19 protein-coding genes are annotated in these 21,446 nt (G+C 36.0%); 13 read left to right on the top strand and 6 right to left on the bottom strand.

The genetic code is table 11. From position 1 onward, the window contains the following. Nucleotides 1-527: 527 nt before the first annotated feature. Nucleotides 528-908, bottom strand: a complete 381-nt coding sequence (locus tag COJ96_RS15750; protein WP_098574753.1) for a DUF4183 domain-containing protein — start codon at nucleotides 906-908, stop codon at nucleotides 528-530. A 158-nt stretch (nucleotides 909-1,066) separates the two neighbouring features. On the opposite strand from COJ96_RS15750, the gene COJ96_RS15745 reads away from it, so the two are divergent. Beyond that, complete coding sequence (locus tag COJ96_RS15745; RefSeq protein ID WP_098574752.1) at nucleotides 1,067-1,405, top strand: DUF4183 domain-containing protein; 339 nt, start codon at nucleotides 1,067-1,069, stop codon at nucleotides 1,403-1,405. 263 nt (nucleotides 1,406-1,668) lie between these two features. Here the strand turns inward: COJ96_RS15745 and COJ96_RS15740 are convergent, their stop codons facing one another. Next, on the bottom strand, nucleotides 1,669-2,139 hold the full coding sequence (locus COJ96_RS15740) for a DinB family protein (RefSeq protein ID WP_098574751.1): 471 nt from the start codon (nucleotides 2,137-2,139) through the stop codon (nucleotides 1,669-1,671). A gap of 403 nt (nucleotides 2,140-2,542) precedes the next feature. Here COJ96_RS15740 and COJ96_RS15735 point away from each other — a divergent pair, with 403 nt between their 5' ends. After that, complete coding sequence (locus COJ96_RS15735; protein ID WP_098574750.1) at nucleotides 2,543-3,637, top strand: GerAB/ArcD/ProY family transporter; 1,095 nt, start codon at nucleotides 2,543-2,545, stop codon at nucleotides 3,635-3,637. A 116-nt stretch (nucleotides 3,638-3,753) separates the two neighbouring features. Here the strand turns inward: COJ96_RS15735 and COJ96_RS15730 are convergent, their stop codons facing one another. Further along, entirely contained in the window at nucleotides 3,754-4,500 is a 747-nt protein-coding gene (locus tag COJ96_RS15730) for an AAA family ATPase (protein WP_098574749.1), read from the bottom strand. 162 nt (nucleotides 4,501-4,662) lie between these two features. On the opposite strand from COJ96_RS15730, the gene COJ96_RS15725 reads away from it, so the two are divergent. The 7 genes from COJ96_RS15725 (at nucleotide 4,663) to COJ96_RS15695 (ending at nucleotide 12,163) form a co-directional block, all read left to right on the top strand. After that, complete coding sequence (locus tag COJ96_RS15725) at nucleotides 4,663-4,914, top strand: hypothetical protein (RefSeq protein ID WP_098574748.1); 252 nt, start codon at nucleotides 4,663-4,665, stop codon at nucleotides 4,912-4,914. A gap of 481 nt (nucleotides 4,915-5,395) precedes the next feature. After that, nucleotides 5,396-6,403, top strand: coding sequence for a DnaD domain protein (locus COJ96_RS15720; protein ID WP_098574747.1), 1,008 nt, complete (start codon nucleotides 5,396-5,398; stop codon nucleotides 6,401-6,403). A gap of 2 nt (nucleotides 6,404-6,405) precedes the next feature. Further along, on the top strand, nucleotides 6,406-7,644 hold the full coding sequence (locus tag COJ96_RS15715; protein ID WP_257148535.1) for a replicative DNA helicase: 1,239 nt from the start codon (nucleotides 6,406-6,408) through the stop codon (nucleotides 7,642-7,644). A 60-nt stretch (nucleotides 7,645-7,704) separates the two neighbouring features. Further along, nucleotides 7,705-8,130, top strand: coding sequence for a hypothetical protein (locus tag COJ96_RS15710; protein ID WP_098574745.1), 426 nt, complete (start codon nucleotides 7,705-7,707; stop codon nucleotides 8,128-8,130). 251 nt (nucleotides 8,131-8,381) lie between these two features. After that, the gene (locus COJ96_RS15705; RefSeq protein ID WP_098574744.1) at nucleotides 8,382-8,708 is read left to right on the top strand and encodes a nucleoside triphosphate pyrophosphohydrolase; all 327 of its coding nucleotides are present in this window, start codon (nucleotides 8,382-8,384) and stop codon (nucleotides 8,706-8,708) included. After that, nucleotides 8,701-11,121 (top strand): DEAD/DEAH box helicase family protein, encoded by a 2,421-nt coding sequence (locus COJ96_RS15700; RefSeq protein WP_098574743.1) that lies wholly within the window; start codon nucleotides 8,701-8,703, stop codon nucleotides 11,119-11,121. Before COJ96_RS15705 ends, COJ96_RS15700 begins: the two co-directional genes overlap by 8 nt. A gap of 601 nt (nucleotides 11,122-11,722) precedes the next feature. Then, nucleotides 11,723-12,163 (top strand): hypothetical protein, encoded by a 441-nt coding sequence (locus tag COJ96_RS15695; RefSeq protein ID WP_098574742.1) that lies wholly within the window; start codon nucleotides 11,723-11,725, stop codon nucleotides 12,161-12,163. Nucleotides 12,164-12,512: 349 nt separating this feature from the next. Here the strand turns inward: COJ96_RS15695 and mcrC are convergent, their stop codons facing one another. Together mcrC and COJ96_RS29260 are read right to left on the bottom strand one after the other, a co-directional pair. Further along, nucleotides 12,513-13,541: a 5-methylcytosine-specific restriction endonuclease system specificity protein McrC gene (gene mcrC / locus COJ96_RS15690; RefSeq protein WP_098574741.1), complete on the bottom strand. Its 1,029-nt coding sequence runs from the start codon at nucleotides 13,539-13,541 to the stop codon at nucleotides 12,513-12,515. Next, nucleotides 13,534-16,014, bottom strand: a complete 2,481-nt coding sequence (locus COJ96_RS29260) for an AAA family ATPase (RefSeq protein WP_257148534.1) — start codon at nucleotides 16,012-16,014, stop codon at nucleotides 13,534-13,536. The genes mcrC and COJ96_RS29260 overlap by 8 nt, the downstream gene beginning before the upstream one ends. A gap of 247 nt (nucleotides 16,015-16,261) precedes the next feature. Between COJ96_RS29260 and COJ96_RS15680 the strand changes: the two genes are divergently transcribed. Continuing rightward, complete coding sequence (locus COJ96_RS15680) at nucleotides 16,262-16,711, top strand: hypothetical protein (RefSeq protein ID WP_098574740.1); 450 nt, start codon at nucleotides 16,262-16,264, stop codon at nucleotides 16,709-16,711. An 81-nt stretch (nucleotides 16,712-16,792) separates the two neighbouring features. On the opposite strand, the gene COJ96_RS15675 is transcribed toward COJ96_RS15680, so the two are convergent. After that, complete coding sequence (locus COJ96_RS15675) at nucleotides 16,793-17,170, bottom strand: ABC transporter ATP-binding protein (RefSeq protein WP_180230139.1); 378 nt, start codon at nucleotides 17,168-17,170, stop codon at nucleotides 16,793-16,795. 227 nt (nucleotides 17,171-17,397) lie between these two features. On the opposite strand from COJ96_RS15675, the gene COJ96_RS15670 reads away from it, so the two are divergent. The 3 genes from COJ96_RS15670 (at nucleotide 17,398) to COJ96_RS28705 (ending at nucleotide 21,236) form a co-directional block, all read left to right on the top strand. After that, a complete protein-coding gene (locus COJ96_RS15670) occupies nucleotides 17,398-19,305 on the top strand; it encodes a DEAD/DEAH box helicase (RefSeq protein ID WP_098574739.1) in 1,908 nt (635 codons plus the stop codon). Between the two features lie 361 nt (nucleotides 19,306-19,666). Then, entirely contained in the window at nucleotides 19,667-21,028 is a 1,362-nt protein-coding gene (locus tag COJ96_RS15665) for an amino acid permease (protein WP_098574738.1), read from the top strand. A 70-nt stretch (nucleotides 21,029-21,098) separates the two neighbouring features. Continuing rightward, nucleotides 21,099-21,236: a hypothetical protein gene (locus COJ96_RS28705; protein ID WP_180230138.1), complete on the top strand. Its 138-nt coding sequence runs from the start codon at nucleotides 21,099-21,101 to the stop codon at nucleotides 21,234-21,236. Nucleotides 21,237-21,446: the final 210 nt, after the last annotated feature.

The following is a 21,446-nucleotide window of genomic DNA, read 5'->3' as shown; positions in this document are numbered from 1 at the left end:
AACTTTCTTGACAAACACCGCACTTAAACTATCGACTGAAAGATGGGGTTGCTGCGGCGATCCCTTTTTGTTATTGAACTATCGGGCAGTTTAGAAAGTATCTTGATAAATTGGTAAAAAAGTACACACAATAAATTTTGGAGGTGTATAATGAATAACTCAAAATTATTTTATATAGAATTGCTAATTCTACCTTGATTAACAGTACCCTATTTAGTTGGTTAACTATAAGTTTCTTTTTCACTTTGCCTCCAAAATTACCCTTTAGTACATTATAATTCCAATCCTCAAATGGATTCTAAGATAAGCTACTACGAAATTTGGAGAAAACAAGAGAAATCGTGAGAATTTCCTTTCTATATAGAGGGAGTTTAGTTGAAGAAAAAAACGTTAAATGCGTATTTGACACAAAATGCATAAAAAAAAAGGAGCTTAAGGCACCGTTTTTTCTCCTTTATTAACATAAAGAAAATCGTTATGCACAAAAGTAAAACCCCTGAATAAACACTTCAGAGGTCACCATTGGATTAAGTGATAATAGTTGTATCACTTGTTGGGGCGAAATTAGTGATAGCTAACACAACTGGGGAATTTTCTTCAATAGTAGAACCAGCAGGTACTGTAATGACTAATTGTCCTACGCCTGTACCTCCAGGTGTATAGGCTAATAAATCCTCCATCTGAAGTACACCGTTAACATAAACATTAAAGTAACTATTATCAGTTGCTAAAGCTGGGAGTGTAGTGGCATTTGCTCCTGTATCAGTCCAGAAGTCTCCAACAGCAATGGTTAAGGTCCCTGCACCTGTTACAGTAGCAGCTACTTCATTAAAGAACCTTTCAACAGTTGGAAATGTATCAACAGTTGAAGTTGCAGTAATAGCAAGTTTCATTATTTTTAGTGGCAATAAAAACACCTCCTCTCAAATCATTAATTATTGTATGTTGTTGAAAATTTGTTGTATAGACCTTAATACAGAAGTAAAAAAATTCAATCACATTTTAAAATCTAATTTATAAAATATTGAGGGAGAGAAAATATAGAAATGTTGGGAGCGACTAAACAATGGAAAATAAAATAAATGACTTAACAAAGCCATTTTTAAAAATTCCCATTATTCCTTCAGAAGAGATTCGCTATCGGCTCCCTAAAAAGGTTGAAGTAATTGAGTTTTATACAATTTCAAATGGATATAAAAGAATTTTTAAAGAAGAAGATGGAATTAATGAAATTGGAATAAAAATAATTCTAGATCCTTGCGAAGTATCGTACATGAATCTTTTTATAAACGGAGTATTACAACCTAAGGAAAACTACGATGTTCAAAGTGGAGTAATAAAGTTAAATACAGTAGACGTACCAATTAAAGGAGCGCCTGTAATTCTTCAAATGTTTATTGTGTAGAAAATACTGAAGTTTAAAATGTTAATTATCTACCATTGAAAGATATCATTTTATTTTTTATAAGGGACAAGTTACTTTATAGCAAATATCAATTTAATGCACAGTTCGACCAATTGACACAAAAGAAGATAAGAAACAATGAGTAAGGATTAAAGTACTACAAACTAATGTTTGTTAAATATCCCTTGAAAATATAGAGGATATTCAGGAAAGCTAACAATAAAAATAGTGCTTCACAACAGTGAAAGCACCTATATTACACACTAATCCCATATACGGATTCTTGGAACACCTGCGGTTCTTAAATAATCTAATAACTGACCAGTATGAACAGATTCGTGATACGCAATGCGTAGGAGCATATCCCCCAGGTCTCTTATGTATCCTGCATCAGAACGGTCAATCTTAATATTAGTTAAGTCTTCTTCAGAAAATGATCTGATTGTATTTATGAATTGATTACGATAGGGTTCGGCAAATTCCAATTCAGAATTTACAGATGTGAAAGGTCTGTTTTCAAAAGGCGAATTAAAAACGGATAAACTTCCTTGATTTTTAAGTGCCAGGTGATAATAATGTTCGCTTTCCAGTACGTGCCTGACCATTTCTAGACAATTCATTGCTTCATTATCTGGCTTCCAACTTAGTTTTTCATCAGGAATAGATCTCCAGACTTTTATGCTTCTTCTTCTTACTTCATTTAAGTTTAAAATAATTAATTCAATTGAATTCATAAAAGTACCTCCTTTGATAAGCATATTTTAATTATACACGAATGAACGTTCGTGCCAATCTGAATTAGGAATATTATTACAATATTTAGTTGTACTTTATACGAACGGAGCAAGAGAATGAGGTGCTGCGATTTAAAGGATGTTTCATTGTTGTTGAACTAATGGAGCAGGTTAGTGGAGGAAGGAATTCATTAAACCTGCATTAGATTATCAGGTGTAGATATGTGATTGAGAATATTAAGCAGCTAGTATAAGTCCTACCTCGAAGATTGAGAAAGGATTTTATTATTTCATCTAAATTTGTATATTTTTCCTTTAGTGGAAGGAAACTGAAATATACAAATTGGAACTAAAAATAAAAAAAGAACATAAATCATTGAGTTTTAGGATGGATTAGTGAGAAATGGAAAAAGAAAAAATTAGTTCCGGTCAATTATTCGTTTTGATTTTTTTGTTTGAAATGGGTACTGCACTTGTACTTCCAATCGGATTTGCATCTGATAAAGATGTCTGGCTTTCAGTAATATTAGCCTCTGTTGGGGGAATCGTTTTATTTATACTGTATGATTACCTATTTCGTGAGTATCCAAATCTTCTTTTAAGTGGGTATGCTCGAAAGATCCTTGGAAGAAATTTAGGCTGGATAGTTAGCCTTGTATATGCAACGCTTTTCATTTATCTCTCTTCTAGAGATTTAAGGGAAACTGGGGCATTACTAGTGTCTAGCGTATATAGCGAGACTCCACTGTTTATTATTGAAACGATGTTGATTATTGTAACAATATATGCACTATACAAAGGTGTAGAAGTTTTAGCTAGAACAGCAGAGCTCTACTTTGTCGTTTTTATTTGTTTGGGTTTAGTGGGGAGTATTTCAGTGTTATTATCCGATATAGTTAACATCGGCAATTTCCAACCAATTCTTGAAAATGGATGGAAACCTGTCTTAAAGTCAGCTTATCCCAATATATTAATGTTTCCGTTCGGTGAAATCTTTTGTTTCTCAGTCATTTTTCCTAATTTAAATCAAACTCAATCCGGAAGAAAAGTTGGAGTTGCAGCATTAACGCTCAGTACCTTAATATTAACCTTTACTCATGCCCTTGAAATATCCGTTCTTGGAGAAACTGGTTATAGGACTTCTGCTTTTCCTCTATTAAGAATGATACAAAATGCCCACATAGGAGAATTATTAGAACGTCTAGATATTTTCGCAATTATTGCACTGATTATTGGAGTATTTTTTAAAATATCTATTTATTGTTTAGCTGCGATTAATATTATATCGGACATATTTAATATCGAAAATAAACAAAAGTTAGCAGTTCCGATTGCCTTCATAGCTCTTTTAAGCTCCATAATAGAGGCAAGTAATATTTCAGAGCACTTTAAAGAAGGGGAATTGATTATAAAGTTCCTCTTACCTATATTCTTTGTTGCGATTCCCGTTTTACTTGTTGTAGTTCACTGGATTCGGAAACGATTAAACCTTTTATAAAACTCATCCTGAATCGAGAAGGAGTGTCATATTTAGTTTTAAATTCCCGTTTTGCGATAGGAAAAGGAACCCGTTCATGAACACGTGCTTCCTTTCCCTTTGTTTCCTACCACTACTTATGATTCCAGAAGATGATGAAGCATCCTTTTAGGGTCATTTAAAAACTGTTTCATGATCTGAAAATGATTGGTTTCTTCCAGTTTTTTCTCTTGGATTCCATCTTCGCTCAATTCATAGATGAGTGAGTCGGGATACGACATAATAATGGGTGAATGGGTGGCAATGATGAGTTGGGAGTGTTGATTCACTAAGTCATGGATTCTAGTAACCATGGACATTTGCCGTAAAGGAGAAAGAGCCGCTTCAGGTTCATCTAGGATATAGATTCCATTTCCTCCAAAACGATGAATAAAGGTGGAGAAGAAGGCTTCTCCATGCGATTGTTCATGAAGAGATTGTCCGCCGAAAGAGCTGATGATTTTCGGACCTCCACCCCCCTGATCCAATTCCTCAATATTCGAAGCCACATTGTAAAAGCTTTCCGCACGTAAAAAGAAACCGTCTTTTGGCTTTTTAATCCCCTTAATCAACTTGAGATAATTTGTTAATTCAGAGTGGGAATCAAATGTAGAAAAGTTGAAGTTAAAGGATCCTCCCTCGGGATTAAACCCTAATGAAACGGCGATCGCCTCCAATAAAGTAGATTTCCCCATTCCGTTCTCACCAATCAGGTAGGTAACCTTGGGATGAAAGGGAAGATGATTTAACGACCTAATACTAGGAAGATTAAATGGATAATGCGTAAATGCAGGTACTTCCTCTCGCTTTAAAGCTACACTTCTTAAATAAGGGGAATTTATCATCTTACCTCAACCTGCCTAACATTTTTATCATTATTCTATCATATATGCTGAACAACTCACGCAGAAATCGGGTCTGGAAAAGTAATTCAGGATTTTTTGTTTGAACAATATAGAACATTTGTTCTATAATAATCTTACAAAATGATTAGAGGATGATTACTAATGGAGTTTAACTTGGAAGTGCATTTAATCATTGAAGGATCGGGGCTAGTTGCTAAAGGACGTTTTCCAGTTAGAAATAAAAAAGAAATGGCAACCGTTGCACACAAATACATACGAAGCATCATGCATGAAACAGGTTATCGGAGAACATACATTGAAAAAGTCATTGTTAATGGTATAGAAGAAATAACAGAGGAAGTAAGGGAAATAGAAAAGAGACGGATTCCACCGATGGATGATATTTTTTGGTGAGACCAGATACAGAAGAAATCACAAAGGAAGTAAAGGTATGGTTAACTACAAATAAATGATTGATAAATGAAAATCTCCTAACAAAAGTATTAGAGAGGCAAAAAACGCAAGCAATTAAACAAAGATAATAAGGAATGAACATCCATAAAAATGTTCTATTTTATCAACTTAAAAAATAGCCTAAAAAATCACCAAATCATCAAAAAAAGCCTCCAAAAATCAAATTTGGAGGCTTTTTTTGACGTTTGAGCACTAAAAATGCCCTCAAATATGAAATTTGGTCGTTCGCTTTACCTGGGTGATCTCGATATTGTAGAAGTACCGAAGTAAGGGCTTACACTGAAAACTCTTGCCAAGGACATGGTGAGGAAAGAGTGTCATTAAAAATTCACATTCTAGTGAAGATCCTATGACCTTTTTCTTCATTTCTTTCTATATGAAAGATGAATGAATTTTAGTAGAAGAAAGGCAGTGGTAGAGGATGGCAAAGTTTAGAAAAGTACGGATTGATTTTTGGATGGATCCAATGGTTTCGGAGGAAATGACACCAGAGGACAGATACTTTTATTTATATCTTTTAACGAATCAGCGTACGACTCAAATTGGAATCTATCAGATTACGAAAAAGCAGATGGCCTTTGATATGGGCTATTCGATCGAAAGTGTTCATTCATTAATGGAACGATTCATCACGCATCACCAGCTGATTCGCTACAATCCTGAAACGAGAGAACTTGCTATTAAAAACTGGGGAGAAAATAACTTTGATAAAGCGGGGAAACCAATGATGGATTGTATTTCTTCTGAATTAAAAGCTGTTAAAGATTCCTCATTAATTCAATATGTTTCAGAGTGGATTAAAAAACAGGAAATCCGCAGCCTGTATGAATCTTTTTGTAAAAAAGAAAAGGTTAGTTTCAGTATGAAAGGTAATGACCAAGATGAGTTTGCTGACGATCATACTCCTGTATGGGAAGAGAAGGACGATACGTGGACCAAAACTCATACGATACGTGGACAAGAAAAAGATAAAGAAGTAGATAAAGAAAAAGATAAACAACAAGAAGTTCTTTACTCCCAAATAGAGAGTAATCCAGATAGCGACCATACCATACATAATAATCAAGAACTTGTAGATGTGAAGGAAATTGTCGAGTTTTGGGACAACAATGGATTTGGTTTTAGTAACCTGAATGGTAAACAGCAGCTGTTAGCCTGGTTAGATGATTCTAAATTTTTACATCCTAAAGCGGTGATTTTAAAAGCGATGAATATTGCCTGTGCCAATAACAAGCGAAGACTGACCTATGTGGTTGGTATTCTGAAAAACTGGGAAAATGAATCCTTACTGTCCGTAGAAGAAATTGATTCCTATATTGAGAGCCGAAATCCTGTACAAAAACATTGGCAATCGACGGATTCCTTTCCTCGTGGAAGAGATATTCCAAGTGGCTTTGACTTTGATATTACGGCAGGTGAAGACTGGTGAGTATGGCAGAAAAAGCATTTTTAGGAAGCCTGATGAAGGCCGAATACTTACTCATGGATACGGTAATCAAGCCTGAACAGCTAGAAAGTATCCGGCATAAAGAAATCATGCGAAGGATGCTAGATTTATCCCAAGCAGGCAAGAATATTGATTTAATCACTTTTACCACCATGCCTGACCTTGAATCCTTTGGGGGAATGTCTTATCTTTCCGAATTGTTAGCATATGCCGACATGGAGAAGTTCGACAATACGGAGAAACTGATCCTTGATTTGTGGAAGGAACGAGAAAAAAGGAGCATCTTAACCCTGGCAGCCATGAATGATTGGGAGATCGCAAAAGTCATTTCTGACTTAGATAAAATTAACCAATTAAAAGTGGAGGATCACACATCGTTAACACAGGCGTTATCAGATATCTTTGAGGCACCTTGGGAAGATCAAAAAGAGTTGATAACCGCAACCACAGGGATCCAAAAGCTCGATCATTTGACAGGAGGGTTTCAAGATGGGGAAGTGACAATCATCGCCGCTAGGCCATCAATGGGAAAAACCGATGTGATGCTTCATTTTGCCAAAATGTCAGGATGGGCTGGGTATCTGCCGCTGGTATTTTCTTTGGAAATGCCTGAAAGACTGATTACCTCTCGACTGATTGCTTCGACAGGGAACTTCAATCGAAGTAAAATGCGAAATCCGAAACGAATGCTAACTCAAGACCAAAAAAATAGTTGGTCAGATGTGATGGGCATACTCTCTGAAACCCATATGCAAATTTTTGATGGATCTGGCCAAAGTATAGCGGAAATGAGAGCAAAAACACGAAAAATGATCCATCAATTTCCGTACAAAAAACCAATCATCTTTATCGATTACTTAACGCTCATCCATTGTGGTCAATCCTATGGTGGAAATTCCCACCTCCAAGTGACGGAAATATCGAAATCTCTTAAAGCATTGGCGAAGGATTTTAATTGTCCTGTCATTTGCTTGGCGCAACTCAATCGATCGGTAGAATCAAGAGCCGATAAAAAGCCAATGATGTCCGATATTCGTGAATCGGGAAGTGTGGAACAAGACGCCGATGTCATTTTGTTCCTCTATCGTGAAATGTATTATAACAAAGAATCTCAGAATAAATCGCTTGAAATCATTGTTTCGAAAAATCGAAATGGTCCGGTTGGCAGCATCGCCGTCAATTACAACCAGCATACAGGGAGAATAGAGGAACAGAAGGAATAAATCCAACCGGGGAATGACCGCTATTTCGCCAAAAAAATTAGATAACGAGGTGTGAATCACATGAGTGTGAAAGATCTTTACATGGAGTGTTTACGTTATGAAGAATCAACATTAGCCCATTACATCCACCATTTACTAGCAGCGAAGAAAATTTCATTAGAGGACGATTTTTCCATAAAAGACTTAGAACAAGCGGACCATCAGAAAGTAAAGGAATTGATTCTAAATAATGTATTAGGTTTTCATAAAGTAGGCATCTACTCCCTGAAGATGAACCAGGAGGACTTTGTCTTTATCTTTGCTTCCAACAATCAGGAAGCCATCCGATTCTATACCAAAACATTTTATCAAAACCCATTGAACTGTCAAGAATATTCACTAGATTGTCAGATTGATAGAGGGAATGCTAGGATTTCGTTTCGGGACATAAGGAAGGAATTCGCGAGTTTTCCTGCTATAGCGGGGTATTCTACGAGGGGAGAATGAATCTTGAAGTAAAGACGTAAATCGCAATCAATAAGGAGATTCAGTTCGATAAATTAAAAAAATCCCAGATGCGATAACAGTGGTTGGACAGTAGTAAATAAATTTTACTAAAATACGTATTCAGAGAGCCTATAGAAATAGGTTCTTTTTGTTATGATTTAACGAAACGTGAATATAAAAATGTCAGGGTAGTACACTCTGCTCTTAAATCAGTTATAATTTTATTATATAAAATGAGGGAGGTAGTTAATATGCCTATCTATAACAAATTAGTCCGAGATCGCATCCCAGAGGTAATCGAAAGTACTGGGAAGCAATTTTCGACAAGAATCCTAAATAATGACGAATACATAAAAGAATTGAAAAAGAAGAGCTTTGAAGAACTAAATGAATACATAAATACAGTGAATGTTAATGATGCCATCGAGGAGCTTGCCGATCTGCTAGAAATCATTCATGCTTTGGCAGAAAGCCACGGAACATCTATTGAAGAAGTTGAGAGAGCACGTCAAAATAAAGCACAAAAACGAGGGGGCTTTAAGGAGAAAATATTCCTAATTGAGGTTGAGGATGAGTAAGATACAATTATTTACGAAGGAACTCGGAATACAGCTGATTAAAAATATCGAAGATGCAGCAACTATATGTATACTATCTTCCTTTGTGATGAAATCTGGGGTTTATTTTTTGAAAAATGCCTTAAAGAAAGCCGCTCAGAATGGTGCAGATATAAAAATTTGTACCGGTGATTATCTATACATAACGCAGCCGGAAGCATTAGAAGAACTTCTTTCGATAGATGAACGAATTAAGGTAAGAATTTGGAAGAGTAATGGGGGATCTTTTCATCCCAAGGCCTATTTATTCCAAACGAATGAACATGACGTTTTGTATATCGGCTCATCTAATCTATCACGATCGGCCTTATATCAGGGTATTGAATGGAATGTTGGAGTTAGTGATGCAAAAGATATCTTTGATGAAGCTCAAGCGGAGTTTTTAAAATTATATTATGCAGAACAAACTGTTCCCCTAAATAAAGAAACGCTTGTGGAATATAGATCAAGATATGATGAGTATCATCGGAAAAATCCTAATCTGGCTAAAAAGTGGAGTGAACTGGAAGAACTGGAACTGATGCTTCCCAATAAAAAGGAGGAGCCAGAACCAACTGCGACAATCATGGAACCTGCTGCTGATTATGGAGAAATTCAACCCAGGTTTGCTCAAATCGAGGCATTGGAAGAATTAAAAAAGACATTAGAAGAAGAGTACAATAAGGCTTTGGTAGTTATGGCGACAGGATTGGGAAAGACTTATCTGGCTGGATTTTTTTCAAAAAATTTTAATAAAGTACTCTTTATAGCCCATAGAGAAGAAATACTTAATCAGGCTAGAGATTCTTTTAAAAAAATCATGCCTGAAAAACGATATGGAATTTATAATGGCAAACTGAAAGAGAGTAATGCAGCTGCTATTTTTGCCTCGATATATACTTTAAGTATGAAGTCTCATCTTGAACAGTTTAGCCCAGATGAATTTGATCTTATTATAATAGATGAATTTCATCATGCTGCAGCGGATTCTTATCAAAGGGCGTTAGATTATTTTCAGCCAAAGTTTTTATTAGGGATTACCGCAACTCCTGATCGCAATGACAATAAAGATGTTTATGCCATCTGTGACGGAAACGTTGCATTTAGACTTGATTTCCTAGAAGCAATTGAACGGAAGTGGCTGGCCCCATTTAAATATTTTGGCGTTTATGATGATACCGATTACACCCAAATCACCTGGCTAGGTAATCATTATGATGAAGAAGAGTTGCTACAAGTCCAATTAAAAGAAGAAATGGCACTTAAAATTCTCCGTGCCTGGGAGGACAAAAAGCAGACTCGAACATTGGCTTTCTGTTCATCGATTCGACAAGCTAACTTCCTATCGAATTATTTTAATCAACATGGCTACCACACCGTTAGTCTTCATTCACAACAAGTTCATATTGGTAGAAGCCAGGCAATCTCCCAGCTTGATAGAGGGGAAATCGATGTCATTTTTACCGTTGACCTGTTTAATGAAGGTGTCGATATTCCATCTGTCGATACATTACTGTTTGTTCGACCCACAGAATCATTAACCGTCTTTACACAGCAAATAGGTAGAGGACTTCGGTTACATTCCAATAAGGAAGCATGTGTCATCGTGGACCTAATAGGTAATTATCGGAACGCGGATATAAAGTTAAGTTTATTTGATACAACTCCTAGTGATGGGAAGTCTCGAAAGATCCAACCGATGATCCCACAATTCTGTGAACTCGATCTAGATTTAGATGTCATTAACCTTCTACAAGAAATGTCACGAAAGCGGCAGCCAAGAAAAGAGAAACTTTTTAATGATTATTTGACACTAAAAAAAGAAATTGGTAAAAGGCCAACTTATCTGGAATTGCATTTAAGTGGGGCTTCAGAATCTAAACAATATCGAATAGAATTTGATTCCTATTGTGGTTTTTTAAACTGGGCTGATGAGCTGTCTGTTCGAGAAAAGCAAGTGTTTACCCGTTATGAAAATTGGTTGATGGATGTTGAAAGAACGGATATGAGAAAAAGTTATAAAATGATTGTTCTTCTTGCCATGCTGCAACGAGGACCCTCCAATTGGAATAAATCGATCACGCCAGAGGAAGTTGCTCCTTTCTTCCACCATTATCTTATGGAAAAAGAGTATCGAAAGAAACTGGACTTTTCTGATAAATCTTCTAAAAGGCTTTGGGAGTATAATGAACAAAGAGTATGTCGGTTAATTGCCACCATGCCAATGACCATGTGGAAAAGTGAATTAACTTCATTCGAGAATAATATCTTTAAGTTTACGTTCGACATTGCCAAAGAAGATGAAGAAATTCTCTTTAATTGGACAAAAGAGATATGCGAATACCGACTACATTATCATTTTGAAAGAAAGGCAAACAGCCCTCTGGTTCATTAGGTCCTAGGGGGATTTTTTGCTCAATTTGGTTAAGTTTTGATATATATCAATTTGTTTTTTTATATCATCTTGGATCTTCCTTGTATAAAGGTACACTTCAAACAGTAACTCTATGTCCTCTATCAGTAGTTTGCTTGAGAGTAACTAAGATTCAGTATTTTGTCACCTTTCCCCATACTTTGTTCATTGGTTTAATGATAGATTAATAGTGTTTCATAATTAACTAAAAGTAAAAGTCAAAATAAAATGGAAAGGAAGTAAAAAAATGAGATAGAAAATACATATTTGTGTTATTCACTTTGGATTTATAGAATGGACAGTAGATTTTGTCTATTTAATTTTTTCAATTTGAACGACTTCCCACTTAGTTCAAAAATCATCTTAAATATCTTCAAATTTCTACCATATTTTATCTCACAAGATTTCCCTTCTTCATACTTCTTTATATAAATACTTTATTTTTACTTTAAATTCCATACTTTTTAGAAATCCATATATCAATACAAGGAAGGCCTGCTAATGGTTTCAAAATTGTGCAGCTATTTGACCCCATTGCTAGCATTGATACGGGGTTAATCCAATATAATATGGAGGTTTTGTCATGGAGGAAACACTGAATAACATTCTTTTAGAATTACAGGGTTTAAAAAATGGGCAGCAAGAATTAATAGAAGTCCAGAAGGAACTAATAAGTCGTACAGAAAGTTTAGAAAAGGGGCAAAAAAAATTAATTACCTGTTCAAAAAATTTAAAGAAAAGTCACGAAGAATCAATTACAGGGCAGCACCAGTTAAAGATTCAAATAGAAAATTTTGAACAAGTTAAAGATTTATTATCTTTGGGGCAAAATGAAATAAAAGAATTAATTAAACAAACTACTGTTTATATGGCTGGTAAGATGTCATTTTCGGAAAAGATTATCATGGAGATTGAATTATTAAATGAAAGAGAACGGCAAGAGGTTCTAAATAAAATCAACGGAAAAACTTTTATAAGAACGAACCAGACATGGGCGGAAAATTGGGATGATGATGATTATTAAAGAACTAGAAAGGTAGAGGAATTGAATAAATCTATCGAAGATTTAAACGATTTCTTCTTTTTGGGACAAATTGCGAAACTGCAATAAATTAAAAAGAGAGGTAGTTAATCAAAGCTTGGTGAAAGAAAAACAATGGCAATGAACCCCTAACAATCGCGGTGATTCAGGGATAAGTTGTATTAATTCCTCTTATTTTACTTTAAAAAATATAATCTTGAGATTACTGCTCGGCTGGATTTTTGCACCAGATTAGCCACCACCATTAGAATAACTGTTATTAAAGGACCGGACATGTTGTTGCATGCCCGGTTTTTATATTATTCAAAACCCTAAATTTATTATGTGTATCTTATAATAGCGCTGCAACCGCACGTAGTTGTCCCACAATTCCCCCCCAATCTGCACCTAAGTCAAGCGTTTTCACACTAAATCGGTTTCCACCAATTGAATAATCATGATCCGGCGTGAGCTCCTCATCGGTTTTTGCATATAAAAGGACTCCACTTACATGTCCGCTCCCTGTTCTATCCTTGTTTTTTACATAAGTAAAAATTTGATACAAGTTAGCTGAAATAATCGATTTGCTATTAAACAAAGTGTTGGTTTGCATGGTCCTGCCATAATATTTGGCATCAATGATCAGTGTTTTGGTTCCATAGGAAAGTGTGATATCTGTTTTCATATTCGGTAGAAATTCGGTGATATCACCGTCCACATTCCATTTAATGTAGGAAGACCCGACAGTAAAATGAGGGTACTCTTTTTTGAAATAACCAAGTAAAAATTTCTCATATAAGCGGTGCATGAATTGGTCATCCAAGAATTCTTTCATCTTATATTCACCTGTCTCCGTCGTCATTAAAAGCCCTTTGATGATTAATTGGCAGATATTGATGAGAAGTTTGTAGGTAGCATTATTTCGGTGATAGATCAATGCATTCCAGTTGATGGCGAACGGATTAAGAGTTTCTATGTTCCTAAAATACAAGCTCAGCTTTTTCAATTCCTTACTGTTGGCTACTGTAACATCACCTGATTTAATAAGTAGTACCATGGTGGTTTTTACTATTTGATTCAAAGGTGTATTTTCTGAGAATTGATCGAAATGGCAAACCATTCGCCGCGTCATTAACGTGTTTTGACGAACAGAGTTTGATATATCTATTTTGCCCTTTAAGTTACCCGTTGCTTCTGTGTAGACGAGATAATCCTTATGTAAACCACGTTTCAATTGATTTGAAACACCGCGTACTAGAATGGCCGCCATCAAATCATGAAGGTTTTCAAATTCTTCTGTTTGGATATTTTTGAAGCTGGCTTCGTTAAGTGACTGATAGGCATAAGACAGCATATAGTATATATTTTTTACCTTAATCATAAATGGCTCCACGCAGCCTGCTGCTCCAGTGTTCGATCTTTGTCGGTTCGTCAAACCAGTATTCTTTAATCAAAGGGATCAGTTCATATTCGATCACATCGGATAACCATCCATCATCAATGATTTCATTCGTTGATAGATAACTATGACCAATTTGAAAGCCACTTCCAAGGGAAGTATCCTCTGCGATATCTTCATTTAATTTCACTACCGTATCAATTAAGCGATCAAACTTTTCACTTGCTATGTTTGCTTGATATTCTTGGAAACCATCGCTTCTAAATGCAGGTTCAACTTCATAAAAGGCAAACCGGCGGCGAAGGGCATAATCAATCATTGCTAAACTGCGGTCAGCTGTGTTCATCATTCCAATAATATGAACATTGTCTGGTACGGAAAATTGTTCATCTGAATAAAGCAAGCGGACTTCCTTACCTCGTTTATCTGATTCAATTAGCATTAATAATTCGCCAAATATCTTACTTAAGTTGCCTCGGTTAATCTCATCGATGATGAAAAAATAGGGCCGATCATCTGGCTCAGCTTCTTTACAAAACTCATAAAACGGGCCTTTAGAAATGGAAAAGCCTTTTTCGGTAGGGCGGTAACCCATGATAAAATCTTCATAACTGTAACTTTGATGAAATTGGATCATCATAACTCGACTGATATCTTTTTCACCCATAATGGAGTAGGCCAAGCGCTCTGCAGCAAAGGTCTTTCCAACACCTGGGGCACCTAACATAATAAGATTCTTCTTTTTAAGAAGAAGATTTTTTAAGGTCAGATACTTATCATCGCTCATATACACATCAGACAAGAAGTTCTCTGCCGTATAGCTCTCATAGTATACTGTGTCAGTTTCTGGATCTTCCGAATCAGAATCTGAAATGAACATATCTTCTAGTTTCTTGTAATAATCCGTATAGGGTGTAATATCTGTGAGAGTTTTTAAAACAATTTGTCCTTCGTGCTCCCATTCTCCTTTATGTGTCCAGTGTACAGTCCGTATATGTTTATATTCATTTCTTGAATCATCAAACATATAGTCTGACGTGACAACCCCTCGGCCAATGATTTTCTTCAGCCCTTTTTTCACAATAATTACGTCATCTTCTTTTAGTTCATTCGCAAATTGCCATGTAGCATGTCCAGCATTTTTATAGGAATATTCTTCACCATAAATCTCTTTCATTTTGCTCTTCATTGATTCTTTTGTAGGGTATTGTTTTAAGTCACCGAGATTGTCCCAGCCAATTCCCATGATTCCTTTATCGTAGAATTCTTCCCACAGGCGGGAACCTTCGCCTGGGGCATAGATCCAATACCGCTTTTTATCTTTTGGTCCTGCTGGAGTTGGGGCAAGGGTGGCCGGAACCTTTTGATAATCTCCTGTTATCATACTCTCAATCACTTCATCTTCTTCTTTGCTGACTCGAAAATTAGTTGCACCAGGATACGTTAATATCTCCATTCGTTTTGTCCGTTCATCAGCAAGTAACGTAGTTCTTTCTACAATCGTGTCGGTGAGCTTTCTTAGGATTTCAATATCAACACCTAAATAGGGTTCTTTGTTTAGGTCATCAGAACAATTATACGGATCGTTTGGTTCAGGCTGTTTCATCTCAGGATCACAAAGAATGGTACCGGAAGCTACAATGCCGCCTTCAGGTCCGGAAAGCCAAATGTAGACTTTGTCTCCTTTTTTAATTTGTTTATAATTTTGATTGACAGCCCAAGTAATTGTATTAAGGTCATGAACAGCACCAATCACATCATAATATTTGGGGTTTCCCTGAAAAACCCAACAGGATGGCTCAGCTAATTCCTTTAGAAATCTAGAATACAGTGACAATGCATTCGAATACGCTTTATTGCCAGCAGCTAGGTCTACTTCATGAAAATTGGGTGCGGAAGTAATCCTTTTGTATGCCTCTTCAAATGCAGCTACTGATGTAATATGGAATAAATCAGTTTCGGTTAAAGGGTTGATGTTTAATTTTGCCGTAGCATTTTTAAGAGAATTCGTATAAGCGGTAATGGTATTGGATTTATACAGTTCTCCATTGGATTTTTTCTGGCGGCGCATCCAATTTTGGAAAGCAGCTTTTAAATAGGTATTTCTAGCCGTTTTGCCACTCCATTCTTTTGCAAGTGTTGGATGCCTTTCATCTAAAAAGGCCTTGAAATGCTTCATTGACTGCAAATATCCACTAGCGCGTTCTTGGGCACGTTCCGATTTGTTTTGTGATTTAAGATAATCCCTTATGATTTCTTTTGCTTTGTTTAGAGATTTCTCATCCAAAAAGATAGACCAGAAATCGATCCCTATATTATTATTATAGGCAAAGAATGCATCAGAAAAGTGAACAGCAATGGTGTTATCATTCCAATTTGGATGATTCCCTGCTAAATAGGTATGGAACTCCTTCCGTAGTTTTTCTACTTCTTGTTTTGAAATGGCCTTTACCAATTTATCCACCTGCAATTATTTTATATTTTACAAAAACGCTGGCATTTCCCAGTCTAACGATATAGAGGTTATTCCAATTTTACCAAATAATCTCATGTAAAAGGAAATCAGCGGGCGGGGACTGGAGACAAAACTACTTACATTTTATTTGATGTAAAAGAATATATCTACCAAGGATGCCTTTATTTTTGTATAAAGTAAGTAGAATATAATAATATTATGTTAACAATTGAAAAGAGGCAGTAGTGTGGCAAAAAAGAAGCATAATGCAAACCATACACCTAGAAGGAAGCGTTATAGTCGAAGAGACCGCCTTCAGAATGCGAAAAAATGGATGGACCAATATAATGGAAAATATCTTGCAAAAGGATATAGCAATTGGTTTGGAGTAGATCTGTTATGTGCGATAACGGAGCTTGAAATGTTGGGGCACAAATTTAAACAGTCTTATAAAGACCAGGTTAAAAATTCTCTCGAGGAGAGACAAAAGCAAAAGGTAAAAAGGAAGCAAGTAAAAGAACAGGATGAGGATTTTGGCGACGATATGTTTTATTTTGTCGCTGGATATACCGAAAACGGAGTACGGTATGGTTTAACTAGAGAAGAAAAGAAAGAAGTTGCTGAAATTCCTATTATACTTAATTCCTCAAATTGTAGAATTCCAATTAGAATAGATGATGATGATTTACCATTTTAATACTGCACTCTAGGGAAAAAATAAAGGAGAGCACATTCAATAACCATCAAACTTGTTCTCCTTTATTTATCTTCAATTAATCTATTTCTTTCTTAAGACACCTTTTTTAACAAGATTAACAAGTATTCCTTTATTTTTGAACTTATTAAATGCAATTAATCTATTTAAATCTTTCACAGTTAACGTGGCAGGGTTCTTTGCAAGTTCGAAATCTCTTGTTTTTGCAATCAAGGAGAGAGCAAATTCCACTTGTTTCGGTGTTAATGAATAATCTTCTTGGTCTGGTGTTCGAACAGCAGAGTTGACTTTTTCATTGAACGATTGCTCAATGGTAGCTGCATGCTCTCGTAATCTAGCCTCAACTAATGCCTCCACTTCCTCATGGCTTATAGATTTAATCTCTTTTTGGATAGGTTTTTGATTCGTATTAAGTAATTTATCTAAGAAACCTTTCAACATTATAGACACTTCACTTTCATTTTGTTTCCCATAATTTATTTGTAGGTAAATTATTCCTTCAAGTCTATTATTAAAGTAAATAATAGAAAAAACAATACTTTTGGAGTATTTTGTTGCTAGTTTTTGTGGATAGTTGTCGTAATAATAGGGGAAATCTTGTAATTGTTTAGGATAATATTCCTAATTGTAGTATAATGGAGAAAAATGCAAATTTTGGAGCGGTTATTATGGCGATTACGATTCCTGAAACCATTAGGTCTACTGCTACAGCAGGTGAGCGGTTATTATTCCGAACTTTAAAAAACTATCTTCCTGATGATTATATTGTTTATTTTGAACCGGAAATTCAAGGGAGGAAACCGGATTTTGTGATTATCGGCCCGGACCTTGGAATGGTTGTTTTGGAAGTGAAGGATTATACCAGAAATACTCTCTTGCAAATTAACCATGATGAATGGCATATCGTGGCAGCCAATGGTGATCAAACTATTATTCCAAACCCCATGAATCAAGCAAGAGACTACATGTTTAAGATTGCTGATGTTCTAAAAAGGGATAAAAATCTAATAGAAACAGATGGAAAACATAAATTAAAATTGAAATTTCCTTACGGCTACGGTGTCGTATTCACAAGATTATATACGAAGGACTTTATTAATGATGGACTTTACACGGTTATTGAACCAAACCTTTCCCTAACAAGAGATGAAATCGATCCTGAAAAAGAGGGGTTTTCGGAAGAAATCTTGATGGAGAAAATTATGAATATGTTTGTGATTCCATATCGTTTAAAAGAACCACTGTCCATTGGAGACATTAATGCCATTCGCTATCATTTATTTCCAGAGGTGCGGATTAGTGCAGAATTTAAAGCGCCTGTTCCATATCAAGATCAGCTATTACTGTCACTTCATGATATTAAGACCATGGATCTTCATCAAGAGAACTTAGCGAAGCAGATTGGTGATAAAAATCGCTTAATTCGTGGCGTGGCAGGAAGTGGGAAAACGATAATCTTGGCCAGTCGAGCAAAAATGTTGTCAAAACAAAATCCCGATTGGAAGATTCTCATCCTCTGTTATAATATCTCACTTTCCAATGCGATCCAGCAAATGATTAATCATATGCTCAATGAACCTGAGGATCTATTTGATTTTGACCCAAATATGAAGGCTGTACAAAATCAAAACATAATCGTACGGAACTTTCATGCTTGGCTTAAGAATGATCTAAAGATAAGAGAGCAAAATCTCTCAGTAATCATCGATAAAATCGAGAAAAAAGAAACCATCCTTCCTTCCTATGATGCGATCCTGATTGATGAAGGACAGGATTTTGACGCGGATTGGCTCCGTTTAGTCAGCTTGCTAATCAATACGGATACCCAGTCACTCTTATTGGTAGAAGATCGTGCTCAGACGATTTATCGGCGAAAACGTTCATACTTGCAGGATACCGGTTTATCCTTTCAAGGCCGGTCAAAGGTGTTGTCGATTAACTACCGAAATACCTCTCAAATTGTTAAGTTTGCATGGGATTTTTATCGCGAGCATTCGATGTTTAAAAATAAAGTCGTTAATCGTAGTTTGGAGGGTGAAATCATTGCGCCGCAAAGTACGAAACGGAAAGGACCAGAGCCTGGGATTATTCGCGCAGCCAATTTCTTTGATGAAATGCGAATGGTTGCAAGACAAATCAAAAGACTGCATGAAGATAGGAAAATACCGCTCGATGAAATGTTAATCCTGTATCGAGTGAAGCGGACACATAAATATCCAATTGTTGATCTCATTAAGCGTTCACTAGGTGAATTAGAACTCCCTAACTACTGGATTACCGAGAATGATGTGACAAAACGATCGTTTCAAAAAGAAGATGGCAAAGTCAAAATTAGTACCATTGATAGCAGTAAGGGACTTGACTTCCAAGCTGTGTTTATTGTCAATGTGGATTCCATGCCATTTCCTCTAGAAGAGGATAAAGAACGAGAGGTTTCTTTATTCTATATTGGAATGACAAGGGCGAAGCAATATCTTTGCTTGTCGTATTCGGGTGAATCCGAATTTACACACTATCTGGATCGGATTTTGCAAGAGAGAAACCAGAGGAAAAGCGATTTAGTGGAGATTAAATAAGGTATCTAAGTTAAATAGAATTATTATGATCCTTTAATAGGAAAGATAAAAGCGAGTTGGTTATAAAATCCCAACACGCTTTTTTAAATTGCCCCTGCCAAGGAACATTATTTTACCATAAATAATAGGTAAGTGTGTAGCATATTTAATAAGGTACCTATCCCTTATATAAAGCATCTTATTGGCACGATCTTTCAAAATCTTCTCTCTTTTAATTTAAATGAAATGACGGTGTTAGTAGATAATTTATTCATCTTTTCAGAATTTTTCTAGCATTATCTTCGTTTTTAATGTACATTTTATAAATGTACTTTTTCTTATCTTTTATACGAACAAATAGTTTTCATTGGAGGAATTTAGGTTGGGTAATAATCATCAAAGTGAGAAATTGCAACGGGGTTTAGATAATAGGCATATCCAGTTAATTGCACTTGGAGGTGCCATTGGAGTCGGGCTGTTCTATGGCTCAAGTGCAGCCATTCAAATGGCTGGACCTGCCATCATGGTCTCCTATTTAATAGGAGGCTTGGTTATTTTTATCATTATGAGAGCTCTAGGTGAAATGGCAGTTGATCTACCAGTTTCGGGTTCTTTTAGTTCCTACGCCAATCGATATATAGGGCCGTTTGCAGGTTACCTTAGCGGCTGGACGTATTGGTTTATGTGGCTTGTCGCTGGAATGGCGGAAATAACCGTAGTTGGTGTTTATGTGAATTACTGGTTTCCAGATATTCCACAATGGCTTACAGCACTCGCTGTGCTTGTCGTGATTACCATGGTAAACCTTGCGAATGTAAAGGCATTTGGTGAGTTTGAATTCTGGTTTGCACTGATTAAAGTTGTAGCCATTATCGGAATGATTCTCGTTGGAGTAGGAATCATCTTTTTTGGAATTGGCAACGGAGGTCAGCCCGTTGGTTTGGCCCATCTTTGGACTCATGGTGGATTCATGCCAAATGGAGTTAAAGGAATATTAATGTCCTTGGTTTTTGTGACGTTTTCATTTGGTGGAGTGGAATTGGTTGGAATTACGGCAGGAGAGGCAAAAAATCCTCAAAAATCAATCCCGTCCGCCATTAACAGTGTTGTCTGGCGGATATTAATTTTTTATGTGGGTGCATTGGGAATTATGATGACTCTCTATCCTTGGAATGAAGTAGGCACGAAGGGCAGCCCATTTGTATTAATTTTTGATAAAGTTGGAATTCCTGGTGCCGCCCATATCATTAACTTTGTGGTCCTAACAGCCGCATTATCTGCTTTTAATAGTGGGTTATTCAGTTCCGGAAGAATGCTGCACAATTTATCCCTGCAAAATAACGGTCCGAAATATTTTGGGAAACTTACGAAGAATGGCAGCCCGGTCCGTGGCATACTGTTCACGTCATCGCTGTTATTATTGGCCGTACTACTGAACTACATTGTTCCCGAAAAAGTGTTTATGTACATTTCTTCCGTTGCCACAGTAGCGGTTATTACCAGCTGGGCGGTTATCCTTATTGCACAATTGAAGTTTAGGCAATCCAAAACAAAAAAAGAAATTGAAAAATTAGCATTTAAACTTCCCTTATATCCCATTTCATCCTATTTAGCACTGACGTTTTTAGCACTTGTCATTATCTTAATGGCTTTTATTGAGGAAATGCGAATTGCTTTAGTTGTAGCTCCTATATGGTTTACGATTCTTTATTTCGGATATAAAATGATTAAAAAATTCGACTGACCTATTCTTTTGAAAAAGAATAGGTTGGTTAAACCAGAGTGGGACAAACTAGATTTGAAAGGGTGAAGTTATGGAAAAGAAAAAAAAGGTATCGGAGAAATTAAGTTATGAGTCCGATGGAAAAATGGGTAAAAACAATAATAAGGTAAAAGGTAACCAAAAAGATCAGGCTGATGATTTCTTTAATACCACACAAAACAGTGAATGAAAAATAAAACCTACTTACAATCTGCGTAAGTAGGTTTTTAATAGGATTTTCCAACAGATGAAAAGGGAATTATAAATTTCATTCCATACTTGCTACATAAACAAAAATCGTTATATTATTTTATAAAATTGGATTAGGCCATTATTTGAGCATTGTCCAACGTATTAAGAAGAGTAACTTTACAACAAGATACATCTTAAGGATGAGAAT

Origin of the sequence: Bacillus sp. AFS073361, assembly GCF_002567005.1 — a bacterium.
GTDB lineage: Bacteria > Bacillota > Bacilli > Bacillales > Cytobacillaceae > Neobacillus.
This window is presented reverse-complemented; position numbering and strand designations above follow the sequence as displayed.

Coding starts and splice junctions, on each gene's coding strand:
- COJ96_RS15745 (WP_098574752.1), top strand. CDS start 1,067: ATGGAAAATAAAATAAATGACTTAACAAAGCCATTTTTAAAAATTCCC.
- COJ96_RS15740 (WP_098574751.1), bottom strand. CDS start 2,139: ATGAATTCAATTGAATTAATTATTTTAAACTTAAATGAAGTAAGAAGA.
- COJ96_RS15735 (WP_098574750.1), top strand. CDS start 2,543: ATGGAAAAAGAAAAAATTAGTTCCGGTCAATTATTCGTTTTGATTTTT.
- COJ96_RS15730 (WP_098574749.1), bottom strand. CDS start 4,500: ATGATAAATTCCCCTTATTTAAGAAGTGTAGCTTTAAAGCGAGAGGAA.
- COJ96_RS15725 (WP_098574748.1), top strand. CDS start 4,663: ATGGAGTTTAACTTGGAAGTGCATTTAATCATTGAAGGATCGGGGCTA.
- COJ96_RS15720 (WP_098574747.1), top strand. CDS start 5,396: ATGGCAAAGTTTAGAAAAGTACGGATTGATTTTTGGATGGATCCAATG.
- COJ96_RS15715 (WP_257148535.1), top strand. CDS start 6,406: ATGGCAGAAAAAGCATTTTTAGGAAGCCTGATGAAGGCCGAATACTTA.
- COJ96_RS15710 (WP_098574745.1), top strand. CDS start 7,705: ATGAGTGTGAAAGATCTTTACATGGAGTGTTTACGTTATGAAGAATCA.
- COJ96_RS15705 (WP_098574744.1), top strand. CDS start 8,382: ATGCCTATCTATAACAAATTAGTCCGAGATCGCATCCCAGAGGTAATC.
- COJ96_RS15700 (WP_098574743.1), top strand. CDS start 8,701: ATGAGTAAGATACAATTATTTACGAAGGAACTCGGAATACAGCTGATT.
- COJ96_RS15695 (WP_098574742.1), top strand. CDS start 11,723: ATGGAGGAAACACTGAATAACATTCTTTTAGAATTACAGGGTTTAAAA.
- mcrC (WP_098574741.1), bottom strand. CDS start 13,541: ATGATTAAGGTAAAAAATATATACTATATGCTGTCTTATGCCTATCAG.
- COJ96_RS15675 (WP_180230139.1), bottom strand. CDS start 17,170: ATGTTGAAAGGTTTCTTAGATAAATTACTTAATACGAATCAAAAACCT.
- COJ96_RS15670 (WP_098574739.1), top strand. CDS start 17,398: ATGGCGATTACGATTCCTGAAACCATTAGGTCTACTGCTACAGCAGGT.
- COJ96_RS28705 (WP_180230138.1), top strand. CDS start 21,099: ATGGAAAAGAAAAAAAAGGTATCGGAGAAATTAAGTTATGAGTCCGAT.